The 21,436-nt window shown below is 62.2% G+C and carries 20 protein-coding genes and 1 pseudogene; 8 read left to right on the forward strand and 13 right to left on the reverse strand.

Annotated features, from left to right (window positions below; translation table 11 throughout):
* Window positions 1–9 precede the first annotated feature (9 nt).
* Window positions 10–312 carry a DUF3885 domain-containing protein gene (locus ABIE40_RS13320; protein ID WP_354541026.1) on the forward strand — a complete coding sequence of 101 codons (303 nt, stop codon included), beginning with the start codon at window positions 10–12 and terminating at the stop codon, window positions 310–312.
* Window positions 296–655 carry a DUF3885 domain-containing protein gene (locus tag ABIE40_RS13325; protein ID WP_354541027.1) on the forward strand — a complete coding sequence of 120 codons (360 nt, stop codon included), beginning with the start codon at window positions 296–298 and terminating at the stop codon, window positions 653–655. Before ABIE40_RS13320 ends, ABIE40_RS13325 begins: the two co-directional genes overlap by 17 nt.
* A 54-nt stretch (window positions 656–709) precedes the next feature.
* Here the strand turns inward: ABIE40_RS13325 and leuA are convergent, their stop codons facing one another.
* The 3 genes from leuA to ABIE40_RS13340 all read right to left on the reverse strand — a co-directional run bounded on the left by leuA (window position 710) and on the right by ABIE40_RS13340 (window position 5,243).
* On the reverse strand, window positions 710–2,425 hold the full coding sequence (gene leuA, locus ABIE40_RS13330) for a 2-isopropylmalate synthase (protein ID WP_130277802.1): 1,716 nt from the start codon (window positions 2,423–2,425) through the stop codon (window positions 710–712).
* Window positions 2,426–2,765: 340 nt separating this feature from the next.
* Window positions 2,766–3,950, reverse strand: a complete 1,185-nt coding sequence (locus ABIE40_RS13335) for a benzoate/H(+) symporter BenE family transporter (RefSeq protein ID WP_199627169.1) — start codon at window positions 3,948–3,950, stop codon at window positions 2,766–2,768.
* A 93-nt stretch (window positions 3,951–4,043) separates the two neighbouring features.
* Complete coding sequence (locus ABIE40_RS13340) at window positions 4,044–5,243, reverse strand: calcium-binding protein (protein WP_354541028.1); 1,200 nt, start codon at window positions 5,241–5,243, stop codon at window positions 4,044–4,046.
* A 190-nt stretch (window positions 5,244–5,433) separates the two neighbouring features.
* Here ABIE40_RS13340 and ABIE40_RS13345 point away from each other — a divergent pair, with 190 nt between their 5' ends.
* Window positions 5,434–5,667 (forward strand): hypothetical protein, encoded by a 234-nt coding sequence (locus ABIE40_RS13345; RefSeq protein WP_112719378.1) that lies wholly within the window; start codon window positions 5,434–5,436, stop codon window positions 5,665–5,667.
* Between the two features lie 45 nt (window positions 5,668–5,712).
* Here the strand turns inward: ABIE40_RS13345 and ABIE40_RS13350 are convergent, their stop codons facing one another.
* Window positions 5,713–6,297 (reverse strand): ATP-dependent Clp protease proteolytic subunit, encoded by a 585-nt coding sequence (locus ABIE40_RS13350; RefSeq protein ID WP_112719379.1) that lies wholly within the window; start codon window positions 6,295–6,297, stop codon window positions 5,713–5,715.
* Window positions 6,298–6,457: 160 nt separating this feature from the next.
* On the opposite strand from ABIE40_RS13350, the gene ABIE40_RS13355 reads away from it, so the two are divergent.
* Both ABIE40_RS13355 and ABIE40_RS13360 read left to right on the forward strand, forming a co-directional pair.
* Window positions 6,458–7,177 carry a hypothetical protein gene (locus ABIE40_RS13355; RefSeq protein WP_199627175.1) on the forward strand — a complete coding sequence of 240 codons (720 nt, stop codon included), beginning with the start codon at window positions 6,458–6,460 and terminating at the stop codon, window positions 7,175–7,177.
* Window positions 7,178–7,276: 99 nt separating this feature from the next.
* Entirely contained in the window at window positions 7,277–8,065 is a 789-nt protein-coding gene (locus ABIE40_RS13360; protein WP_199627176.1) for a DUF2076 domain-containing protein, read from the forward strand.
* A gap of 48 nt (window positions 8,066–8,113) precedes the next feature.
* Here the strand turns inward: ABIE40_RS13360 and queF are convergent, their stop codons facing one another.
* Together queF and emfA are read right to left on the reverse strand one after the other, a co-directional pair.
* Entirely contained in the window at window positions 8,114–8,578 is a 465-nt protein-coding gene (queF, locus tag ABIE40_RS13365) for a preQ(1) synthase (RefSeq protein WP_112719382.1), read from the reverse strand.
* Window positions 8,578–9,493 (reverse strand): annotated as a pseudogene (gene emfA, locus ABIE40_RS13370) (CDF family cation efflux transporter EmfA). The gene queF and the pseudogene emfA overlap by 1 nt, the downstream one beginning before the upstream one ends.
* A 202-nt stretch (window positions 9,494–9,695) precedes the next feature.
* Here emfA and ABIE40_RS13375 point away from each other — a divergent pair.
* Together ABIE40_RS13375 and ABIE40_RS13380 are read left to right on the forward strand one after the other, a co-directional pair.
* Complete coding sequence (locus tag ABIE40_RS13375) at window positions 9,696–10,184, forward strand: MarR family winged helix-turn-helix transcriptional regulator (protein ID WP_199627183.1); 489 nt, start codon at window positions 9,696–9,698, stop codon at window positions 10,182–10,184.
* The gene (locus ABIE40_RS13380) at window positions 10,184–10,864 is read left to right on the forward strand and encodes a GNAT family N-acetyltransferase (RefSeq protein ID WP_199627193.1); all 681 of its coding nucleotides are present in this window, start codon (window positions 10,184–10,186) and stop codon (window positions 10,862–10,864) included. Before ABIE40_RS13375 ends, ABIE40_RS13380 begins: the two co-directional genes overlap by 1 nt.
* A gap of 15 nt (window positions 10,865–10,879) precedes the next feature.
* Here the strand turns inward: ABIE40_RS13380 and ABIE40_RS13385 are convergent, their stop codons facing one another.
* The 7 genes from ABIE40_RS13385 to ABIE40_RS13415 form a co-directional block, all read right to left on the reverse strand.
* On the reverse strand, window positions 10,880–11,533 hold the full coding sequence (locus ABIE40_RS13385) for an Isoquinoline 1-oxidoreductase subunit (protein WP_199627195.1): 654 nt from the start codon (window positions 11,531–11,533) through the stop codon (window positions 10,880–10,882).
* Between the two features lie 11 nt (window positions 11,534–11,544).
* Window positions 11,545–13,704: a xanthine dehydrogenase family protein molybdopterin-binding subunit gene (locus tag ABIE40_RS13390; RefSeq protein ID WP_199627197.1), complete on the reverse strand. Its 2,160-nt coding sequence runs from the start codon at window positions 13,702–13,704 to the stop codon at window positions 11,545–11,547.
* A 3-nt stretch (window positions 13,705–13,707) separates the two neighbouring features.
* The gene (locus tag ABIE40_RS13395; RefSeq protein WP_112719387.1) at window positions 13,708–14,166 is read right to left on the reverse strand and encodes a (2Fe-2S)-binding protein; all 459 of its coding nucleotides are present in this window, start codon (window positions 14,164–14,166) and stop codon (window positions 13,708–13,710) included.
* A gap of 142 nt (window positions 14,167–14,308) precedes the next feature.
* The gene (locus ABIE40_RS13400; RefSeq protein WP_199627199.1) at window positions 14,309–15,004 is read right to left on the reverse strand and encodes a DUF2161 domain-containing phosphodiesterase; all 696 of its coding nucleotides are present in this window, start codon (window positions 15,002–15,004) and stop codon (window positions 14,309–14,311) included.
* A 3-nt stretch (window positions 15,005–15,007) separates the two neighbouring features.
* Entirely contained in the window at window positions 15,008–15,247 is a 240-nt protein-coding gene (locus ABIE40_RS13405; RefSeq protein WP_199627201.1) for a hypothetical protein, read from the reverse strand.
* 290 nt (window positions 15,248–15,537) lie between these two features.
* Window positions 15,538–17,727, reverse strand: a complete 2,190-nt coding sequence (locus tag ABIE40_RS13410) for an anthranilate synthase (protein WP_199627208.1) — start codon at window positions 17,725–17,727, stop codon at window positions 15,538–15,540.
* 251 nt (window positions 17,728–17,978) lie between these two features.
* Window positions 17,979–20,108 carry a TonB-dependent hemoglobin/transferrin/lactoferrin family receptor gene (locus ABIE40_RS13415; protein WP_199627215.1) on the reverse strand — a complete coding sequence of 710 codons (2,130 nt, stop codon included), beginning with the start codon at window positions 20,106–20,108 and terminating at the stop codon, window positions 17,979–17,981.
* 307 nt (window positions 20,109–20,415) lie between these two features.
* Here ABIE40_RS13415 and ABIE40_RS13420 point away from each other — a divergent pair, with 307 nt between their 5' ends.
* The gene (locus ABIE40_RS13420; RefSeq protein WP_199627773.1) at window positions 20,416–21,291 is read left to right on the forward strand and encodes an extensin family protein; all 876 of its coding nucleotides are present in this window, start codon (window positions 20,416–20,418) and stop codon (window positions 21,289–21,291) included.
* Window positions 21,292–21,436: the final 145 nt, after the last annotated feature.

Here is a 21,436-nt window from a genome sequence, read left to right on the forward strand (position 1 = left end):
GGCGCGCTTATGAACTCAAGCCTTGGCCTGCTGCCGACCGAGCGCATCTCCCGAGTGTTTGGCTGGAGAGAATTTCCGCACGCGCTGTTTTATCAGGCACAATTCGCATTGCGTTTTGAACTGGCCGAAGGCATCCGGGAAGAACCGCTCTGTTTCCTGCAGGCGATCGATCGCGCCCGCGAGCTGGCCAGTGCCGCATTTGCGGACTCGGAGAAGCTCACCGCTGTCGTCAGCTACTACGAGGGCGAGCGGCGAACATCGAACATCGACGGCCTCATTTCGAACGCTCAGAGAAATGGGCTTCAAGGCTGATTTTGGCCCCGCCGAAAAAGGCAGCCCCGACGATGAACAGAGCGACCGATACCGATACTGGCATGTCGCAGACTTTCGAAACGAGCCGGGTCAGATCAACATTCTTCTTTGGGCAAGCATCGCGAGAGAGTTGCCCGTATCGCCCAAACCTCGATCATTGACCGAGATCTATATCGTCGACCTAGAACGCGGCATTGCAATGCTGGCCTACGATGATCGGGGGGCGGATATTATCGCCATCGACCGCACGCCCTTGAAGGCTCTCTACGAGCGATACGGCCATTGGCTGCTGGAGTACGACCGCTTAAAAGTCGACGCGACTTTCTCGCAGGCTTTAAGCTGACGGTCTTAGACATCAAGGGCGCAGCGGATCTCTCCGCCGCGCCCTTTGCTTCGTTCAGTGCTTTCCGGCCTTCACTTCGAGCACGCGGTTTGCCGCCGACACGATCGCTTCGAGCGATGCGCCGACGATGTTGGTGCTGATGCCGGCGCCGAACAGCTTGCCGCCCGGATAGGCCGTCTCGACATAGGAGATCGCGGCGGCGTTCGAGCCGTTCTGCAGCGAGTGCTCGGAATAGTCCTGCACCGACATTTCGATGCCGAGATAGGCCGAGAGCGCGTTGATGAAGCCGTCGATCGGGCCGTTGCCGTGGCCTTCGATATGCTTGGTCACGCCGTTATCGGTGATCTCGGCCGCCACGACGCGCACGCCCTTGCGGTCGATATGCGCGAAAGTGTGGTGATCGACGAACTTGATGCGGCCGGTCGGCTGCGTCACGTAGCGCTCGATGAAGCGCTCGTAGATGCGCTTCGAGGGAAGTTCCTTGCCTTCTTCATCGGTGATCCGCTGGATGTCTTCGCGGAACTCGACCTGCAGGTTACGCGGCAGGTTGATGCCGTAGTCCTGCTGCAGGATATAGGCGATGCCGCCCTTCCCCGACTGCGAGTTGATGCGGATGATCGCCTCGTAGGAGCGGCCGACATCCTGCGGGTCGATCGGCAGGTACGGGACTTCCCAGACCGGGTGATTGGCGACCTTGATCGCCTTCATGCCCTTGTTGATCGCATCCTGGTGCGAGCCGGAGAAGGCCGTGTAGACCAGTTCGCCGACGTAGGGATGACGCTCGCCGATCGGCATCTGGTTCGAATATTCGAAGACGTCCTTCATGCGCACAATATCCGAGCAGTCGAGCTCGGGATCGATGCCCTGCGTAAACATGTTCAGCGCCATCGTCACGACGTCGACATTGCCGGTGCGCTCGCCATTGCCGAACAGCGTGCCTTCGACGCGATCGGCACCGGCCAGCAACGCCAGCTCGGCAGCGGCGATACCGGTGCCGCGGTCGTTATGCGGATGCAGCGAGATGATCAGGTTCTCGCGGTTGTCGAGGTTGCGGCACATCCACTCGATCTGGTCGGCATAGATGTTCGGCGTCGCCATCTCGACGGTCGACGGCAGGTTGATGATCAGCTTGTTGTCAGGCGTCGGCTTCATCTCGGCGATGACGGCGTTGCAGATTTCCAGCGCCACGTCGAGCTCCGTGCCGGTGAAGCTCTCCGGCGAATATTCGAAGCGGTAGCCGCCACCGGCCTTGGCCGCCATGTCGGAAATCATCTTGGCGGCATCGACGGCGATCTGCTTGATGCCGTGGACATCCTTGGCAAACACCACGCGGCGCTGCAGCTCGCTGGTGGAATTGTAGAAATGCACGATCGGCTTGTTGGCGCCCTGCAGCGCCTCGAAGGTGCGGGTGATCAATTCGGGGCGGCACTGGACGAGAACCTGCAGCGAGACGTCGTCAGGCACATTGCCCTCTTCGACGCACCAGCGGGCAAAGTCGAAGTCGGTCTGCGAGGCTGAGGGGAAACCGATCTCGATCTCCTTGAAGCCCATGTCCAGCAACAGCTGGAACATGCGGGCTTTGCGGTCGTGGCCCATCGGGTCGACCAGCGCCTGGTTGCCGTCGCGCAAGTCGACCGAGCACCAGATCGGCGCCTTGGTGAGCGTCTTCGTTGGCCAGGTACGATCGGGAATATTCACCTGCGGATAGGGGCGATACTTCACGCCGGCCGACTGCATGCCTTTTGCGGGAGTTTGAGTCTTAGAGTCCATCGTCTTCTCTCCTCAGCCCGGCAATTTGCGTCTTAGACCATCACGAATGGATTGGCGACAGCAACCGCGGACCTCATTTCGGTCAATCTTAGTTCTTTGGGATTAGTCGCGAGGAGCGTTGGCCTGCGGGGCTTTTCGGCCGCCGGGCGCTCCTCAACGGACCCGGCAACCGCGCGTAAGGCCGAGGAGAAGAAGCGAGGTGAGCGCGCGCGTATTGTCGCGCAGGGCGATACGCCCGCGTGCAATCGTGCCAGAAATCATTGCGCCTGTCGTCTTCATGCTCGGGCTTATATCCGCGGGACCAAAAACTGGCAACCCCCTCTCCAATGCTTTCCGGCTTCTATCGCTTCGACGCCTTCACCAGTTGCTGCAGCGCCATCATCAATCCACCGGCAAGCAGCCCCCAGAAGGCGCCCGAAATGCCGCCGAAGGAAACGCCCGACGCCGTGACCAGGAAGGTGATCGCCGCCGCTTCCCGCGTCTCGGGCGCCTGGAAGGCAGACATGGCCGAGCTCGAGAAGGCGCCGACCAGTGCCAAACCGGCCACCGCCTGGATCAGGATCGGCGGCGCCAGCGCCACCGCGGTCGTCACCGCACCCGCGAGCGGCCCGAGGATAAGGTAGCAGATGCCGCAGACCAGCACCGCCCAGTAACGCCGCGCTGGATCCGGATGCGCATCCGGCCCGGCACACATCGCCGCCGTGATCGCCGCCAGATTGACCGCATGGCCGCCGAACGGCGCCGCGAACAGCGAAAAGACACCTGATACTGCAAACAGTGGCCCGGGCTTCGGCTCATAGCCGTTGACCTTCATGACCGCGATGCCGGGAATGTTCTGCGACGCCATGGTGACGATGAACAGCGGCAGCGCGATCGAAATGAAGGCCGGCAGATTGAAGACGGGCGTGACGAACTCGACCGTCGGCAGCAGCGCCCGGCCGACAGCCGCCCCCGCCCCGTCGGGAATATCGACGCCGAAGGCCACGACCAGCCCGAAGGCCACAAGTGCCGCCGGCACCGCCAGGAGCCGCTTGAAGGCGCCGACCACCATCCAGGTCAGCACGATCGGCAACCCGAGCCACGGATTGAACCCGACAGCCTTCACCGGCGCGAAGCAGAGCCCGATCAGCACGCCCGAAAGCATCGCATTGGCAAGCGGCGCCGGAATGGCGGCGACTGCCCGGCCGAGCGGCTTGAAGAGGCCGGCAACGACGATCAGCAGCGCGCAGACGATAAAGGCGCCGACAGCCGCATTGAAGCCGCCCTCGACGATCCCGGTGCTGGCGAGCAGCGCCGCCCCCGGCGTCGACCAGGCCATGCTGACCGGCAGCCGCGTCGTGAAGCTGAGCACGATGGCGCAGATCCCAAGCCCCAGCGAAAGCGCCATCAATCCCGAAGCCGCCTGCGCCTCCGTGGCGCCCACCGCCTGCAACCCATGCAACACGACGGCAAACGAACTGGCAAAGCCCGCGAAAGCCGCGAGCACGCCCATGAACAGGCTTTGAACGGAGAAATCTTTGAGCATCGCGGGACTCGGGGGCGTGAAACGAATACCGCATGGAGCATGGAGAACGGGCCGCAGGCAAGTGCATGCGGCCCGGCAGCCGTTCGCCCGCCGCTATCTGGTCGCGAATGACGGAAGCGGCTTGTCCTTGTTCGCGTTGAACCGCGCGATGAGCGCCGCCTGGGCTTCAAGATCGACGGGCTGCTCGATCTGCTGCGACGAGCCATCGGCGAAGCCGATGGTGGCGGTTTTGTACAAGCCTTGGATCGTCACGCTGTCATCCGGATGACCGTCGAAGGATATAACGGTTTTGCCATCCTTGTGCTCGACGCGCATCTTGTCGGCGCTCAGTCCTTTCCCGAACTCGATGCTGGCGCTGCCTACCGCCCAAACAGTGTCTTGGCCATCACCGGCGGCAAACCGCACTGTTGCATCACCTCCAACGGCAATCGTATCATTTCCTTTGCCGCCGACAGCGACACTGCCGGAATGAACTACAATCGTGTCGTCCCCCAAGCCACCATCGACGTAGCTGTCCGACCACGCGTCGATTACATCGTCGCCCTCCCCGCCATCGACGCGTCCGTCGGAGAAAACACTGATGACGTCATTGCCATTTCCGCCGCTGACGGTTCCGGACAACGCCCGAATATCATCATTGCCATCACCACCATCGACATAGCTGCCACCACCTCCTGCTTCGATCATGTCGTCACCCGCGCCACCGGAGACGCGGCTGTCGGCCCACGCCTTGATGGTGTCGTTGCCAGCACCGCCGTCGATCTCGCTGCCGCTCCAGGCATCGATCTCGTCATTGCCCTCGCCACCGTAGATGACGCTGTCCGACCAGGCGCCGATCTTGTCGTCACCGGCGCCGCCATCGACGAAGCTCTTCTCTCCGACAGTCACCGCGTCGTCGCCTGCCCCAGCATCGACGACGCTATTGGTTGTGGCCGAAATCGAGTCATCCGTCGCCCCGCCGATCAGGATGCGGATCGCGGTCGCCTGCCAGCGATCCGCCGCATTGCGAAGGTCTGCCGATGTCACCTTGGTTTCGTCTGCGGATTTGGCACTCGACGATCCAGTCGCTGCTGAGTGCATCTTGTCGAAGTCCGGCGGCTGCGGAACCCTGTCCGGCACGCGCCACAGAAGCGCGAAACCTGTCGTAACACTGCTCGTATTCGTCATGGAATCTTCCCCCGAAAATTCGTCTGCCGGTGACCGGCCCAAAACCTCACGCTGAAATGCATACACGGGCAATACGGCTATCATGGCGCGCCAAACATGCGTAAAACTTGCGCTCAGGTTGCGCAATCAGGGATGGAATGTGGTGTGGGATTGGTTTTGCCGCAGCCGGATGCGCGGTCATCCCCCGCAGAGGTGATTTGGCGTTTGCCGACAACGAACACGCCCGGTCGAGCAAGGATATGGCAAATGCTTGCTATGCGAGCAAAAAAGCCTAATTTAGTTGCGGTGGGAAGAACACAAAAATCCAGGTGAATGAATGTCGGACGATCCCGATGATATCAGCAGAGCAGCAGTGGGCCTTTCTTCGGCCGCCATTCTCGCATCGCTGATCAAGACTTTGAACGAAAAGAAGCTCATTTCGGACGACGAGGAGAACGCCGTCTACGACGCAGCGATCGCGCTGCTCGGCGACAATGCCGGAGATGACGAGGAAGGCATCTTCGAGCTGGCGCAGGAAATCATCGAAGAGCGCTGGAAGCCGGCGAACTGACCGCCCGGCGGAAAGGAAAACGGGGCGCGAACGCCCCGTTGAAAATCAGATCTCGCTCTGCGAGGTGATGATGCGCGACACCAGGCCGTAATCCTTGGCCTCTTCGGCCGAGAGCCAGTAGTCGCGATCCGTATCCTTGGCGATCTTGTCGACCGGCTGGCCGGTGGCGACCGAGAAGATCTTGTTCAGGCGCTCGTTCATCTTGATGATTTCGCGAGCCTGGATCTCGATATCCGATGCCATGCCGCGCGTGCCGCCGGAGGGCTGGTGCAGCAGGAAGCGGGTGTTCGGCAGGCAAAGGCGCTGTTCCTTCGGAGCCGCGACATAGATGAGCGCGCCGGCCGAAGCGACCCAGCCCGTACCGATCATCCAGACCTTCGGCTTGATGAACTTGATCATGTCGTGGATCGAATCGCCCGACTCGACGTGGCCGCCAGGCGAGCTCACGTAAATGCGGATGTCTTCGTCGCTGGCTGCGGCAAGCGCCACGAGCTGCGAGCAGACCTTCTGGCCGAGCTCCATGGTGATCGGGCCGTAGATGAAGATCGAACGCGATTTGAAGAGGTTAGCCTCTGCGTCCTTCCCCAAAGACAGTTCCTTGGTCTTGTCTTCTTGTTCTTCGTCGTTCATTCGAACCTCTCTCGGCTTCATTCGGGTTTCCCGGACATAGTGTGACTCAATGCGTAAAACAATGCGGGAAAAAGACAAGCCACGGAACGGGTGAAGATATTCTTATGACAAACGCCGGATCTGTCAGCATTATGCTGCTATCCCCAGGCGGGAGGAAAAGATGACATCGCTTTTGCTTCATCGGGCGGTCAAAAACAACGCGCTCTGGTGCGACGCCGTCTGCGCCGCGCAGGGTCAGCGCGGCGAGTTCACCCGCACGCTCTGGCTCCACCGCCAGGGCACCCCGCCCTTCTATCCCGACGCGATCACGCTGACCGGGGCCGAGAGTGCCGCCGAACAGGAAGAGGCGATCGCCGTGCTCACCCGCTCGCGGTCCGGCGGCTGGGGCATCAAGGACAGTTATTGCACCCTCGATCTGGCGCCGCAGGGTTTCACCGTGCTGTTCGAGGCCGAGTGGATTGGTCTCGACGCCGATGACGATTTCGATGAGGAAGACGGCGGCCTGACATGGAAGCGGATCGAAACCGCCGCGGAGCTCGCCGACTGGGAGAAAGCCTGGGCAGGCGGTGAAACTCAGGCAGCGCCCGTCTTCGGCGAGCCGCTGCTCCACGCCCCGCAAATTGCCTTCCTCGCCGCCTATTCCGGCAAGGCGCTGCAGGGCGGCGCCATCCTCAATCATCAGGCCGATGTCACCGGTCATTCCAATGTCTTTGCCGCCCGCGGAAAGCATGGCCCCGTCCGCGCGGGGCTGGTGCGCGAGGCGCGGCGGCTTTTCCCCGGCGAGCCGATCGTCGGCTATGAGAGCGGCGACGATCTCGAGAATGCGCTGGCATCGGGCTTTACGGGGCTCGGCTCCCTGCGCATCTGGGCACGCGACTAGCTTACCGAAATGTAAGTTGCCAAGGCTTTGAAAAGCCTGAATCGGTTCCTACCTCATCCTCACGCAGGCACGAATGCCACAGGAGCAAGGGAGACAGTCATGTCACCGGAAGAACGCCAACTGCTGACCACCCTTTTTGACCGGGTACGCACCGCATCCGCCACCCCGCGCGACCGCGATGCCGAAGCCCTCATCGAACAGGGCGTGCGCGAACAGCCCTACACGACCTACTACCTCGCCCAGGCCGTCATCGTGCAGGAAAAGGGCCTCGAGGCCGCCTCGAAGCATATCCAGGAACTCGAAGAGCGCGTCCGCCAGCTCGAAGCCGGCGAGAGCGAGCACCGCCAGGCCGAACAGGGCGGTGGCTTCCTGAGCTCGATCTTCGGCAGCGGCCAGACCCAGCAGGCCGCCCAGCCCTCCGGCCCCTGGGGCAACGCCCCGCGCCAGAGCTATCAGGACCGCGACTATGACGACAACGTCCGCCCGATGCGCCCGCAACAGCAGCAGCCGTCCGGCCCGTGGAACCCGCAGCCGTCAGGCCCATCGGCAGGCGGCAGCTTCCTGCGCGGCGCGCTTGGCACGGCGGCGGGCGTCGCAGGCGGCGTGCTGCTTGCCAATTCGCTGAGCGGCATTTTCGGCAATCACATGTCGTCGCTCGGCTGGGGCTCTCCCTTCGGCGCAAGCCCTTTCGGCAATACGCCGGCACCGACGGAAGAGACCGTCATCAACAACTACTACGGCGACCAGAATCCGCAGAACGATACGGCGGCCGACCGCAATGACGACAACAGCAACAACGTCCAGCAAGCCGACTACAGCAATGACGACGACGATAACGATTATGACGACGGAAACGACCAGTCCGGCGACGGCAGCTTCGACGTCTAGCCGCTAACAAAAAAGCGAGGGCGGCACCGCCCTCGCCTCAACTTCTCATCAGCCGCGGCCGCGATAGGTCGCGACACCCTGATCCGGCAGCCAGACATTTTCCGGCGGCTTGCCGGTCTGCCAGAAGACGTCGATCGGGATGCCGCCGCGCGGATACCAGTAGGCGCCGATGCGCAGCCACTTGGGGTCGAGCAGTTCGACGATCCGCTTGGCGATATAGATCGAGCAATCCTCGTGAAATGCCCCGTGATTGCGGAAGGAATGCAGGAAGAGCTTCAGCGACTTCGATTCCACCAGCCACTCATTGGGGATGTAATCGATGACGATATGGGCGAAATCCGGCTGGCCGGTCATCGGGCAGAGCGAGGTGAATTCCGGCGCGGTGAAACGCACGACGAAATCGGTGCCCGCCTGGTTCGACGGCACCTTTTCGAGAACGGCTTCCTCGGGAGACTTCGCTGTCTCCGTCTGGTGACCCAGCATGGACAGGCTGGAGACATCGGTTTCAGGCATCATGCTTCCTTTATGACTTTGACGCGCAGCCCATGGGCTTTTTCGCCCTCCGGCTCGACGTGAATGGCAATGCTGGCGCCCGGATGCACCGCGCGGATGGCATCTTCAAGGCGGTCGCAGATATCGTGGGCTTCGCGCACCGACATATCAGCCGGAACGACCATGTGAAAGTCCACGAAGGTCACGGGCGCCGGCCCGGCGCGTCTTCAGGTCGTGGACGCCGAGAGAGCCCTGCGCATGCGTGGCGATCGCCTGCTTGATCGCTTCTTCCTCCTCGGGCTCCGCCGCATGGTCCATCAGGCCGCCGATCGAATGCGAGATCACCTTGTAGCCCTGGTAGAGAATGTTGATGGCGACGAGGATGGCGAGCACCGGGTCGAAGATCGGGTAGCCGGTCGCCAGCGCCAGAAGCAGGCCGGCGAGCACGCCCACCGAAGTCACCACATCCGACATGATATGCTGGCCATCGGCCGTCAGCGCCGCCGAGCGATACTGCCGGCCAACGCGGATCAACAGCCGCGCCCAGACGAAATTGATGACGCCGGCCGCGAAGTTGATGGCCAGACCCAGCGCCGGCGCTTCCAGCATCTTTGGCTCGGCGAGATAGCCGACGGATTCCTTGACGATCAACAGGGCGGCGACGACGATCAGCACGCCCTCCGTGACCGCCGAGAGATATTCGGCCTTGTGGTGGCCGAACGGGTGGTCGTGGTCGGCCGGCTTCTGCGCATAGCGGATGACGAAGAAGGCGATGAAGGCCGCCACGACGTTGACGAAGGATTCCAGTCCATCGGAGAGCAGCGCCACGGAGCCCGTCACCCACCAGGCGACCAGCTTCAATCCCATGACCCCGAGCGACATCGGAATGCCCCAGAATGCCAGCCGGCGGACGGTCAGGTTGCCTTGTTCGTTCATCGCTTATCCCTCTGCGGATGCGAATGAATTGCAGCACATAGCCCATTCAAACGCAAAACCGCCCGCGCGAAAATCGCGCAGGCGGCCAATGCGGTCCATATGGTTCAAGCCAGCCGGTTTGTCAAAGGTCAAAAGCCGCAAATCCCGTTTGACGAAATTTACATAACACGTTATATAACTTCGCATGCAAATGGAGCTGACAGTGATCGAAGACATCGTGCGAACCTCGGGCTTCCTGACGCTCGGCAGCAGGCTGCGCCGTATCGGCGAACGGCTGCAGGCCGATACCCAGCAGTTCATCGACGAGGCAGGCCTCGGCATTCAGGCCGGGCAATATCCGTTCCTCGCCGCGATCGATCGCGCCGGACCGCTGACGATCGGCGAGCTCGCCCAATCGGTCGGCATCACCCAGCCGGGCGCCACGCGCACAGTCGGCCAGCTTTTGGAACTCGAGCTCGTCGCCATCGAACCTTCGGCCAGCGACCAGCGCCGCAAGCTCGTCTCGCTGACGCCGCGCGGCCAAGAACTCATCGATCTCTCGCGTGCCGAAATCTGGCCGCGCATCGCCGCCGCCGTCACCGATCTCTGCGGCGGCCTCGACGGCCCGATCCTCGATCAACTCTCTGCCATTGAAGACGGCCTCGCCGCGGCGCCCCTCATCCGCCGCGCTCAGGCCAAGGAGACGAAATAATGCCCCATATCCTCGACCGCCCGATCTGGAACGCACTGCAGACGGAACATGCCGGACTTGCCGAAGGCGGCGCGCTGGCGCGGCGCTACCCGCCATCGATCGTGCCCTTCGCCGCTGCCGGCGATAATAGCCGCGAGAGCCTGGAAGCCCTGGCAAAGCTTGCTAGCGCCGGCGAGGTGATGGCGCTGGTCGAGCCCGAGACGATCACCATCCCCGATGGCTTCGACATCGTCGGCGAAGCCACGCTCGTGCAGATGATCGGCAGCACGCCGCATGCGGAAATCTCCGATCCCCGCATCGTCAGGCTAACCGAAGCCGATGCCGCCGAGATGCTGGCGCTCGCCCAGCTGACCAAGCCCGGCCCCTTCACGCTCGGCGCACAGAAGCTCGGCGCCTTCTGGGGCATCAAGGAAGGCGGCCGGCTGATCGCCATGGGCGGCCAGCGGCTGCGCCAGACCGGCTTCACCGAACTCAGCGGCCTCTGCACCCACCCGGACTTCCAGGGCAAGGGCCTGGGCAAGCTGATGTTCCGCTATGTCGCCGGCCAGATCGCCGCAAGCGGCGCAACGACCTATCTCCACGTCAACGCCATCAACAGCGGCGCGATCGCCCTCTACAAGGCGCTCGGCTTCGAACAGCGCTGGGAGCTCAATCTGAGGATCATCAAGCGCCGGCCATGACCGGCGCCTGAAGACTCAGCCCGCCGGGCAGGCCGCACCGGTATCGACCCAGGCCTTGATCAGCTCGCCGAACTCTGCCTGCGTTCCCGGCGCCGGCTCGCGCCCATCGCCCGGGTTCCAGCCCCAGCCGACGAGGCTGTCATGCGACATGTGCTCGACGATCTTCGAGAGATCGCGGCCGCCATTGCGTTTCGGGTCCTTCAGCTGCTGACAGATCTCGCCGAGCGACTTGCCGACCCAGGCCATTTCGATCGGCGCCAGATGCCAGGCGGGATTGCCGGGAATGCTCTTCAGCGTCGGCGACTGGCCGACGATCGTAGCATTCTCCGGTCCATGGCAGGTGTTGCACATCATGCCCGGCACGCCCATGCCGCCATCGCCGCGCGTCACCGGCGGCTGGTGCGGGTGCATTGCCATCGTCTGCAGCGGCCTGTCGCCCGCAGGATGGCAGTTCAGACATCGCGGATGCTCGATCACCTTGCCCGCCTCTTCGAACAGCGCCACCGACCGCGCCTTCTGATCGGCGATCGATGCGAAGGAAGCGACCGGCTTCAGGGTCGTCTTGTCGGTTTCAGGCGCCGTCTGCGCCAGCGCCATGAACGATACGGGCAAGGCCGCAAGAAGGGAGAGACCGCCTGCCATGCAGGCGAGTGCCAATCTGCTTGTCATACCGGCCTCCCTCAGCTCGTCGCCACGGCAACGATCGGCAGGCTGCGCACCGGCGCACCGGTGAGCCGCCGCCAGGCATTGGCCGTCGCCGGCCCGACCGGCGGCACGCCCGGCTCTCCCACCCCTGTCGGTGGTTCGCCGGATTTGATGACGGCGACCTCCACATCCGGCATCTCGTTGATGCGGATCGAGCGGTAATCGTGGAAATTCGACTGCATGATCGCGCCACCCTCACCCAAGGTCACCGCATCGAAGAGCACCGCACCGAGCCCATAGCCGATGCCGCCTTCCATCTGCGCCTTGATGACATTCGGATTGATCGCCACGCCGCAATCAACGGCGCACCAGACCTTGTGGACCCGCGGCGCCCCATCGGCACCGGCGGAAACCTCGACCACCTGGCCGACATAGGTGTTGAAGCTCTTGACCACGGCAACGCCGCGCTGCCGTCCTTCCTGGACCGTCCCGCCCCAATCGGCAAGCTCCGCCGCCTTCTTCAGCACACCGGCATAGCGCGGGTCTTCCGTCAGCTGCTCGAGCCGCCCTTCCACGGGATCCTTGCCAACCATCTGGAAGAGCTCGTCGAGGAAGGTCTCGACGGCAAAACCGGTATGCGTATGGCCGACCGACCGCCACCAGAGCGGCGGGATCGCCAGCTTCACATTATGCGAGACCACCCTAAGGTTCGGCACATCGTAGGGCAGGTCCGAAGCGCCTTCGACCGAAGTACTGTCGAGATCGGCCTTGCCCATGATCGACTGCCCGACGATCGCCTGGTCCCAGGCAACGATCCGGCCATCGGCATTGATGGCGCCGCGCATCTTGTGGAGATACATCGGCCGGTAATAGCCGCCACGAATATCGTCCTCGCGCGTCCACATGTGCTTGACCGGCCGCGACTGGTCGGTCGCCGCGAAAACCGACGCCGCCTCCTGCATATAGGGCGAGCCGAACTGCGCCTTGCGCCCGAAGCTGCCGCCGGTGATCTGCGTGTTCAGCCGCACCTTTGCCGGATCGATGCCGGTGATCTTGGCCGCCGTCGCCTTGTCCATGCCGGGGAACTGCGCCCCGTTATAGACATCGAGGCTGCCGTCCGACGCTTTGATGAAGACGGCATCGAGCGGCTCCATCGGCGCATGCGCCAGGAACGGGAAGATGATCTGCGCCTCCAGCGTCTTCAGCCCGGTATCGGTGAAGGCTTTTTCGACGTCGCCTTTCTCCGAAGCGGTGATCCCCTTCTCGCCGAGCGCCTTGGCATAATCGGCCGAGAGCTGGTCGCTCGAACGCGTCTCTGCCTTCGACAGATCCCAATCGACCTTCAGCACCGACCGGCCCTTCAGCGCCGCAAAGGTGTTGTCGGCATAGACGGCAACACCCTGCGGCAGCTGCTTGACATCGACGACGCCCTTGACCTTGCGGGTCTCGCTATCGTCGAAGGATTTCACCCCAGCGCCGAAATGGTTCGGATGGGCGACGACGGCAACGAGCAGATTGTCCGGCACGATATCCAGCGTGTAGACCGCCTGCCCGTTGGTCTTCGACACCGTATCGAGCTTCGGCAGCTCCTGGCCGATCAGCGTAAACTTCGAGGGATCCTTGAGCTTGACGTCTGCCGGCGGCTTGATGCCCGCGGCCTTCGTCGCCAGCGCGCCAAAGCCGCTGTCCTTGCCGGAAGCCGCATGCCTGACCCGGCCCTTCTCGACCGTAATTTCGCCGGCCGGAACGTTCCATTCGTCGGCAGCAGCGGCGACCAGCATGGCGCGCGCGGTCGCGCCCGCCTGCCGGAACTGCTCATAGGAATTGGCGATCGACGAAGACCCACCGGTTCCCTGCAGGCCGAAGGCGAGGTTCGCATAGACCTTGTCGTCGGCCGGCGAATGCACCGCGCGCATCTGTCCCCAATCGGCATCGAGCTCTTCGGCAACCAGCGTCGCGAGACCCGTGAAAGGCCCCTGCCCGAATTCGATATGCTTGGAGAGAATCGTCACCGTATCGTCGCTACCGATCCTGACGAATGTGTTCAGCGTCACCAGCGCGTCGGCGCCGCCCGCCTGCACACCCTTCTCGGCGGCAAAGGCCGAGCTCTTCGGCATCAGCGCAAAGCCGATCACCAGGCCGCCGGTGCCGGCAAGAAAGCCGCGGCGTGTCGTTGCAATCTCCTGAATGGTCATGGCTCAACCCTCCATCGACTGGGCGGCATTGTGAATGGCCGCGCGGATCCGGTGGTAGGTGGCGCATCGACAGATATTCCCGGCCATCGCCCCGTCGATATCCTCGTCGGTGGGCTTGGGGATGTTCTGCAGCAGCGAGACGGCCGACATGATCTGGCCGGATTGACAGTATCCGCATTGCGGCACGTCGATCTTGACCCAGGCAGCCTTCACCGCATCGGCCTCCTTGCCCTCGACGCCCTCGATCGTGAAAATCTCCGATCCGTCGACGGTCGAGATCGGGGTGATGCAGGAGCGGCGGGTGAAGCCATCCATATGCACGGTGCAGGCGCCGCACTGGGCAACCCCGCAGCCATATTTCGTGCCTGTCAGCTTTTCGAAATCGCGGATGACCCACAGGAGCGGCGTATCCGGATCGCCGTCGAAAGTCTTCGTCTGTCCATTGAGCGTGAAAGTAACCATGGTCGAGCCTCGGGGATTTTGGCTGGACCCATTGCGGCCCCAGCGAGCATCGCAGCTTTGTTCACGACGGATAAGCTAGGGCGACGCAAATCCTCGGCCATGGCAAGAAATGATAAAAGCGCGGCGCCCCGGGCGCCTGAGATCACGCGCCGTCCGAGGCCGCCACAGCGCCATCGGCAACAAAGACCACGGTCTGCGGCCAGCGAAGGAGAGCCTCCGCACCGGATGGTGTCAGCGCATAGACGCCCTTGTCCAGCCGCTCGAACCAGCCATAGACATTGCTGAGCAGGATCTTCCCGGCATCCGGCGCCTGCGCCTTCATGTCCCGCGGCCGCGCCAGTCCCTGCTGAAGTGCCGCGGCGCAGATCAGGGCCTGCTGTCGATAGGCCGTCATCTGCGGCACGCGCGTGCTGCCGCCGAGCACGGGATCGCCACGGCGGCGCTGATGCTCGCGCACCAGCCGCGAGCGCCGCTTCGGATTGGTCCGCGGCATCGGCGATATCGATGAGACGATGACGCTGACTTCGCCGGTATCGGAAACGCCGAGCATGCCGATCCCCAGCCTGCGGCAGAGATCGCGGTATCGCTTGTCCGCCTCGCGCCCACGCCCCTTGGCCGAAACCCGTGCCGCAATCCACACCTCGTCGCTCATCGCAGCCCGGTCCACCGCCTGCAGCACGAGCTCCAGATTGAAGCTCAGCTTCAGCTCGCAGACGACGACCACCGTCGGATCGCCCTCGCTCAGCCCAACGAGATCACAGCCACCGATCTCGCCCTTGACGGCATAGCCTGCCGTCTCGAGAAAGGCTTTGACCGGAAGATAGAGCGAGGTTTCCATCGGTTACGCAGGATTGAGATCGGCGATCTCGCCATGCCGCGCCAGCAGCCGCGGCGACGACATGTCACCGGATTCCTCATCGACGATCACCGCATAGGCGGCCACGCCAACAAAACGCGACGCCATGGAACTCGCGATCTTCTCCGCACTCACCGCATTCGACGCCTGCCGCATCTCGCCCGGCACCAGGTTTCCCCTGTTCTTGCGATACGGGAGCACGATAAACTTCTCAGCATTGGCCACGGCGACATTCCTTATTTGCTGTTCGCGAAATGTTCCGATTTGCAGGGAGATGTCAATGGTGGAGTATCATGGTTGGCGTCGAGGGTGTGACACCCCCCTCTGCCCTGCCGGGCATCTCCCCCACAAGGGGGGAGATCGGCCAGTGGCACGGCCTCAGCCAACAATGACGCTTTTCGTCACGGCGCAAGAGTGGAGCGAGCGGCCGCCCCCCAGCCAATCTCCCCACCTGTGGGGGAGATGGCCGGCAGGCCAGAGGGGGGCTGGCCCGGCACAACGCCCGAGATCGCCCCTCAAGCCGCCTTCGTCTTCGCCTTCCGCGCCAGATGCGCCACGACATTCTCGATCATCCGCATGCCGGCATCGCCGCCGAGCGTCATGATCGATTCCGGGTGGAACTGCACCGCGGCGATCGGTTCCTTGGTGTGCTCGATGCCCATGATCGTGCCGTCCTCGCTTTCCGCGGTGATCATGAAATCACGCGGCAGGGTCGAGGGATCGGCGAAGATCGAGTGGTAGCGGCCGACGGTGACTTCCTTGGAGAGGCCGGAGAAGACAATGCCAGGCTCAAGCACGCGGATGCGCGACGGCTTGCCGTGCATCGGCAGCGCCAGATGCCGCAGCTCGCCGCCATAAGCTTCGGCGAGTGCCTGCAGGCCGAGGCAGACACCGAAGATCGGCAGGTTGCGGGCGCGTGCCTTCTTGATCGTCGCCTTGCAGTCGAAATCCTTTGGATTACCGGGTCCCGGCGAGAGCACGACGAGATCCGGGTTCAGCCGGTCGAAGATTTCCTCCGGCACCGGCGTGCGCACGGTCGAGACCGTGGCGCCCGTCTGGCGGAAATAATTCGCCAGCGTGTGCACGAAGCTGTCCTCGTGGTCGATGAGCAGGATGTTGACGCCCTTGCCGACGGCAGCGACGTCGCGGCTCACCTTGCCGGAATTGCCGGCCTTGGCATCGCGAATGGCGGAAAGCATGGCGGAGGCCTTCAGTTCGGTTTCGGCTTCTTCTTCCTCGGGGATGGAATCGTTGAGCAGCGTTGCCCCTGCCCGCACTTCGGCGATCCCGTCCTTGATGCGCACGGTGCGCAGCGTAAGCCCCGTGTTCATGTCGCCGTTGAAGCCGACCATGCCGATCGCCCCGCCATACCAGGCGCGCGGGCTCTTTTCATGGCTCTCGATAAAGCGCATCGCCCAGAGCTTCGGCGCACCGGTAACGGTGACGGCCCAGGCGTGGCTGAGGAAGCCGTCGAAGGCATCCATGTCATCGCGCAGGCGGCCCTCGATGTGATCGACCGTGTGGATCAGGCGCGAATACATCTCGATCTGGCGGCGGCCGATGACCTTGACCGAACCCGGCTCGCAAACGCGGCTCTTGTCATTGCGGTCGACGTCGGAGCACATCGTCAGCTCGGACTCGTCCTTCTTGGAATTCAAAAGCTTCAGGATCTGCTCGCTATCGGCGATCGGATCGTCGCCGCGCTTGATCGTGCCCGAGATCGGGCAGGTCTCGATGCGGCGCCCGGAAACGCGCACGAACATCTCAGGCGAAGCGCCGACCAGATATTCCTGGTTTCCGAGATTGATGAAAAAGGAATAGGGCGACGGATTGATCGCCTTCAGCCGCTTGGAAATGTCGGAAGGCTTGCTGTCGCAGCGCTCCATGAACTTCTGGCCGGGAACGACTTCGAACAGATCGCCGCGGCGAAAGCTCTCCTTCGCCTTGACCACGAGCTCCGAATATTCGCCGGGGCGATGATCGCTCTTCGGCGGAATGGCATCGGTGCGCACGAAAGGCTCGGAAGCGATATCGCCCTGTTTGCCCTCGGTCGTCAGGCCGCCCTTGGCAAAGTCGTAGCGATCGACCCAGGCCTTGGCGGAGTAATTGTCGACGACGAGAATTTCGTCCGGCAGGTAGAGCACCATGTCGCGCTGGTCATCAGGACGCTTCAGCTTCAGGTCGATCGCATCGAACTGGAAGGCAAGGTCGTAGCCGAAGGCGCCGTAGAGGCCGAGGCTGGCATCGGCCTGCGAATAGAAGAGATCGGTGACGGCGCGCAGCACGGTGAACACCGTCGGCATCTTCGAGCGTTCTTCCTCGGTGAACACCCGGTCGGGCAGCTTCACCTTGAGATCGAGGCGGCGAGCGGTGGAGGCGCCGAGCTCCAGCTCGCGCACGGTCTTCAGGCGCTCGGTGACGAAGCCGAGCAGCACTTCGCCGCGCTCGTTATAGGCTTCGATCCAGACATCGCGGCCGAAGGAGGAAATGCCGAGCGGCGGATCGACGACGGCGGTATCCCAACGGGTGTAACGGCCCGGATATTCGTAATTCGACGAGAAGACGGCGCCGCGGCGCTCATCGAGCTTCTCGACATAGGAAACCACGGCATCCGCATAGGGAATGGGCCGCCGCTGCCGGGTGACGGAGATGCCACCCTTGGTCTCGTAGATTTCCGCACCATCATCCCGAAGGATCGTAACCATAGTTCCACTCCGTTATCGGGCCCGGACGAAAGGCGGCCATAAAACAAAAAAGCCGCCTCGAAGTTTCGGGCGGCTCACTCGTCGTCTGAAGACACGATTGGTCGAGGCCGCCTCAGCGAGCCCACCACCAAACTGCAATGTTCTTAGACGTGTTCATGGACGAAATTGTTAGCGTGAGATGAGGGAGAGCGCAAGAGCGGTTTTTGACGTTGTTGGATGCCCCGCGCCGGCAATGGCGCGGGGCTCCGATATTACCAATCCAGCTGCTTGGTCAGCGTTACCTTGAAGGTGCGGCCCTTGGCGTAATCGAGAGCGGTATTCTCGCGATAGTACTGGTCGAAGATGTTGTTGATGCTCGCCTGCACCTGCCAGCCCTGCATCTCGCCAGTCTGCGGCCGCCAGGATGCAAACACATCGACCGTGGTCCAATCGGGGTTCGGAACGACCGTATGATTGGCCGTTGAGCCCGACGACGCCGCAGTGCCACGCACGCTGTTCTGCGCTTCGAAGGCGTGGGTTATGCGGGTTCCGTACTCGATGTCCTGATCCGGCAGACGGCCGCCGAGCGTGAAGGCGATCTTGTGTGCGGGAACGGTCGGCAGCGGCTTGTTGTAATTCACGCCGTCGCTGCGGTCTTGGCCCTGTGTGCCGGTATAGGCGAGCTTGGCGAAGACATAATCGGAATCGTAGGCACCCTCGACTTCGACACCATAAATGCGCGCCTTGCCGACGTTGTAGTAGTAGGACGAAGCACCGGTCGCCGTCGTGGAAATCAGGTTCGTCAAGTCGTTATAGAAGGCGGTCGTTTTGAGGCTGATATTGTCGCCTGACTGGAAGAGATCGTCATGGCTGAAGGCAAAGCCGACTTCGTAGTTGTTCGACTTCTCCTTCTTCAGATCAAGGCTCGTTCCCTTGCTCCAGGTATAGAGTTCGTCAAGCGTCGGCAGGCGCTCGGTGTGAGCGATCGAGCCGAAAACACCCCATTCATCCGTCAGCTTGTAGTGAGCGGCAATCTTCGGTGAGAAGGCCTGATCGTCGATATCGACGGCGTTGCTGTAAGCGCCCGTTGAATCGCCGGGTTCGCGCCAGACGAAATCGCCACGAACACCACCGATAAGGGTCAACCGTTCGTCATAGATAAACTCGTTCTGGACGAACAAGCCGATCTTGTTGTCGGTCCCTTCCGGATGCGTGTTGATCGCACCGGGCGTTGTACCACCGGGGAACGGCGAGTCGGCGGTGCGCTCCTGATGGCTAAGCTGCGTGCCGTATGTCAGATAATTGACCCAGTTATCGCCAGAAAACTCGGACGTATTCTGAAGATTCGCCTGCCAGGTCTGGTATCCGTAATCAGCATCAATGATATTCGAGAAGCCGCCGAGCGTACCGTTGCTCTGATCGACCTTGGTATTCGAGTAGGACAGGCTTGCCTTCAGATCGAGCCAGGGATTGTCGCTGAAGGGATCTTCGTAATTAACGACTGCCGTATCATCGATAACGTGCCGGTCCACCGTCCCGAACGCGGATTGCGTGCCGGTCTGCGCATAGTCCTGATCGTTCGCGTCGCTATCCCAATGCTGATAGGAAAGCCTGACGGTCTGTTCGTCGCCCAGATGGAACGTGGTCTTGGCGAGGCCAGACCATGACTGGAAATCGGAGCCCGAGAGATCGGTGCCATTCCCGAGTTCGATCTCGCTGGAACCGCGCTTGTTGATCATGCCGAGAAACTCGGCGCTGTCGTTGAAGCGGTGGGCAAAGATCGTCGAGGCGAGATAGCCGTTGCCGTTGCTCTCATAGGAGCCCTTGAGGCGCAGGGCATTGTCGTTGCCGTCCTGCAGGAAGTCGGACGCATCCTTGGTGGTGAAATTGATGACGCCGCCGAGCGCGCCCGCGCCGTAGAGCGTCGAGGACGCCGGACCGCGCAGAACTTCGACGGACTTATAGAGTTCCGGATCGGAGAAGAACGAGCCCATGCGATACTGCTCGTAGAACTTCTGGGCGCCATCGACATTGACGACGATGCGCGAACCATCAGCCGAATCTTCGGTCGAACCGATACCGCGGATGTTGAAGGCTTCACCAAAGACGCGCTCGCTGCCGGCGATAGAGACGCCGGGCACATCCCTGAACACATCGCCGATCGTTTCCGCCTGCGTGTCGTCGATATCCTTCTGGTCGAGAACCGTAACGGCCTGCGGCGTGTCGATCGCGACCTTGCGCTGACCGGCACCGACGACGATCTTCTTCAGCGGCGTGATGCGATCGGTCTTCTGCGACGCAGCCTCTTCTTCCGGGCTTTGCGAAAAGGCAGGGACCCCCGCCCCGAAAACGAACATCGCCGTGCAAGCAAGCAGCAGCGAACGCGAATTGCGGACAACCATAAGACCAACCCTCTAATGTGATGAAGTACCGGGCTGGCTGGTCGGTTCGCGGGGCGATCGAGGGGCTGGCTAGGCGTTTTTCAGATTGAGACGGACCCCAAAAATCCGCCTTCTTTTTGCCGCAATAAAAAACATGACTATTTGTGTCAATATATCACAGCCAATTATCTTGAATAAAATGATCATGTTTTAACGATCGCCGCCGCCGTTGCGAAATTGCAACGAAATCAGCGCGTTTGCGTTGTCCCTCTCGCCGCTAACAGCAACGTGGGATGGGCATGTGAAAATCGCTTCCGCAATCGCCGCCATGAGCCTTGCCGTTTTTATGCTCTCGGGCGCCACGCTCCCCCGCACCGGGCCGGTGCCGGAAGACAAGCCGCAGGCTGCAGAACCGGCAGCGCCGCAGACCGAGACGCCACAAGCCCCTGCCCCCATTCCGCAGCCGAAACCCGAAGAGCCGAAGGAAGCGGAGCCCAAGCCCGAATCCAAGCCTGCGCCCGCAAATCCAGAAGCCGCCAAGCCGGACGAAACCGCCCCTGCCGGGACAAAGCCGTCGGACGAAAAGCCCGAAGCGCCGAAGGCGGAGACGCTGGAGGAGCAGCATCTGACGATCGAGCCCGAAAGCGATGCCGATCATGCCGATTGCATCAAGGAATTGCAGAGCCTCGGCGTCGTCTTCAAGGAAGTCCCGCGCATCGACGACGGCAATGGATGCGGCATCGACAAACCCATCGTGCTGTCGGAAGCGCTGCCCGGCATCAAGGTGAAGCCCGAGGCGACGCTGCGCTGCCCGACGGCCCGGGCGCTCGCCCACTGGATGAAGGAAAGCGTGATCCCGGCCGCCGCCGTTGCCGCCAGGGATCAGGGCCTGATCACCACGATCAACCAGGCTTCGGCCTATATCTGCCGCCTGCGCAACAGCGCCGAGACCGGCAAGATCTCCGAACACGCCCGCGGCAACGCCATAGACGTCGCAAGCTTCAGCTTCGAAAAAGGCGAGGACATCGCCATCAAGCCGCGCCGCGAGGATTCGACGCTGACAGGCGCCTTCCAGCGCACCGTCAGCGCCTCAGGCTGCCTCTATTTCTCGACCGTGCTCGATCCCGAAAGCGACGCCGCCCACGAAACCCATTTCCATCTCGATGTGCTGGAGAGGAAGGGCGGATATCGCTATTGCCACTAGCAGAAGGCAGATAGATCAATGACTTGCGATTCCAGCTTGAATCGAAATATCGGCGAATTAAACTTCCATCGCAGGAACGCACAAAAGAGCTCCGATGACGCTATTCAGCTTTCAAGTCGATGAGACAACGAGATCGCGCCTCGAC

The sequence above is a fragment of the Rhizobium sp. OAE497 genome, from assembly GCF_040546565.1.
Classification (GTDB): Bacteria; Pseudomonadota; Alphaproteobacteria; order Rhizobiales; family Rhizobiaceae; genus Rhizobium.

What these genes read in the sequence shown, in the direction of transcription:
- ABIE40_RS13320 (WP_354541026.1), top strand. Translation starts at nt 10, where the DNA reads ATGAACTCAAGCCTTGGCCTGCTGCCGACCGAGCGCATCTCCCGAGTG.
- ABIE40_RS13325 (WP_354541027.1), top strand. Translation starts at nt 296, where the DNA reads ATGGGCTTCAAGGCTGATTTTGGCCCCGCCGAAAAAGGCAGCCCCGAC.
- leuA (WP_130277802.1), bottom strand. Translation starts at nt 2,425, where the DNA reads ATGGACTCTAAGACTCAAACTCCCGCAAAAGGCATGCAGTCGGCCGGC.
- ABIE40_RS13335 (WP_199627169.1), bottom strand. Translation starts at nt 3,950, where the DNA reads ATGCTCAAAGATTTCTCCGTTCAAAGCCTGTTCATGGGCGTGCTCGCG.
- ABIE40_RS13345 (WP_112719378.1), top strand. Translation starts at nt 5,434, where the DNA reads ATGTCGGACGATCCCGATGATATCAGCAGAGCAGCAGTGGGCCTTTCT.
- ABIE40_RS13350 (WP_112719379.1), bottom strand. Translation starts at nt 6,297, where the DNA reads ATGAACGACGAAGAACAAGAAGACAAGACCAAGGAACTGTCTTTGGGG.
- ABIE40_RS13355 (WP_199627175.1), top strand. Translation starts at nt 6,458, where the DNA reads ATGACATCGCTTTTGCTTCATCGGGCGGTCAAAAACAACGCGCTCTGG.
- ABIE40_RS13360 (WP_199627176.1), top strand. Translation starts at nt 7,277, where the DNA reads ATGTCACCGGAAGAACGCCAACTGCTGACCACCCTTTTTGACCGGGTA.
- queF (WP_112719382.1), bottom strand. Translation starts at nt 8,578, where the DNA reads ATGCCTGAAACCGATGTCTCCAGCCTGTCCATGCTGGGTCACCAGACG.
- ABIE40_RS13380 (WP_199627193.1), top strand. Translation starts at nt 10,184, where the DNA reads ATGCCCCATATCCTCGACCGCCCGATCTGGAACGCACTGCAGACGGAA.
- ABIE40_RS13385 (WP_199627195.1), bottom strand. Translation starts at nt 11,533, where the DNA reads ATGACAAGCAGATTGGCACTCGCCTGCATGGCAGGCGGTCTCTCCCTT.
- ABIE40_RS13390 (WP_199627197.1), bottom strand. Translation starts at nt 13,704, where the DNA reads ATGACCATTCAGGAGATTGCAACGACACGCCGCGGCTTTCTTGCCGGC.
- ABIE40_RS13395 (WP_112719387.1), bottom strand. Translation starts at nt 14,166, where the DNA reads ATGGTTACTTTCACGCTCAATGGACAGACGAAGACTTTCGACGGCGAT.
- ABIE40_RS13400 (WP_199627199.1), bottom strand. Translation starts at nt 15,004, where the DNA reads ATGGAAACCTCGCTCTATCTTCCGGTCAAAGCCTTTCTCGAGACGGCA.
- ABIE40_RS13410 (WP_199627208.1), bottom strand. Translation starts at nt 17,727, where the DNA reads ATGGTTACGATCCTTCGGGATGATGGTGCGGAAATCTACGAGACCAAG.
- ABIE40_RS13415 (WP_199627215.1), bottom strand. Translation starts at nt 20,108, where the DNA reads ATGGTTGTCCGCAATTCGCGTTCGCTGCTGCTTGCTTGCACGGCGATG.
- ABIE40_RS13420 (WP_199627773.1), top strand. Translation starts at nt 20,416, where the DNA reads ATGAGCCTTGCCGTTTTTATGCTCTCGGGCGCCACGCTCCCCCGCACC.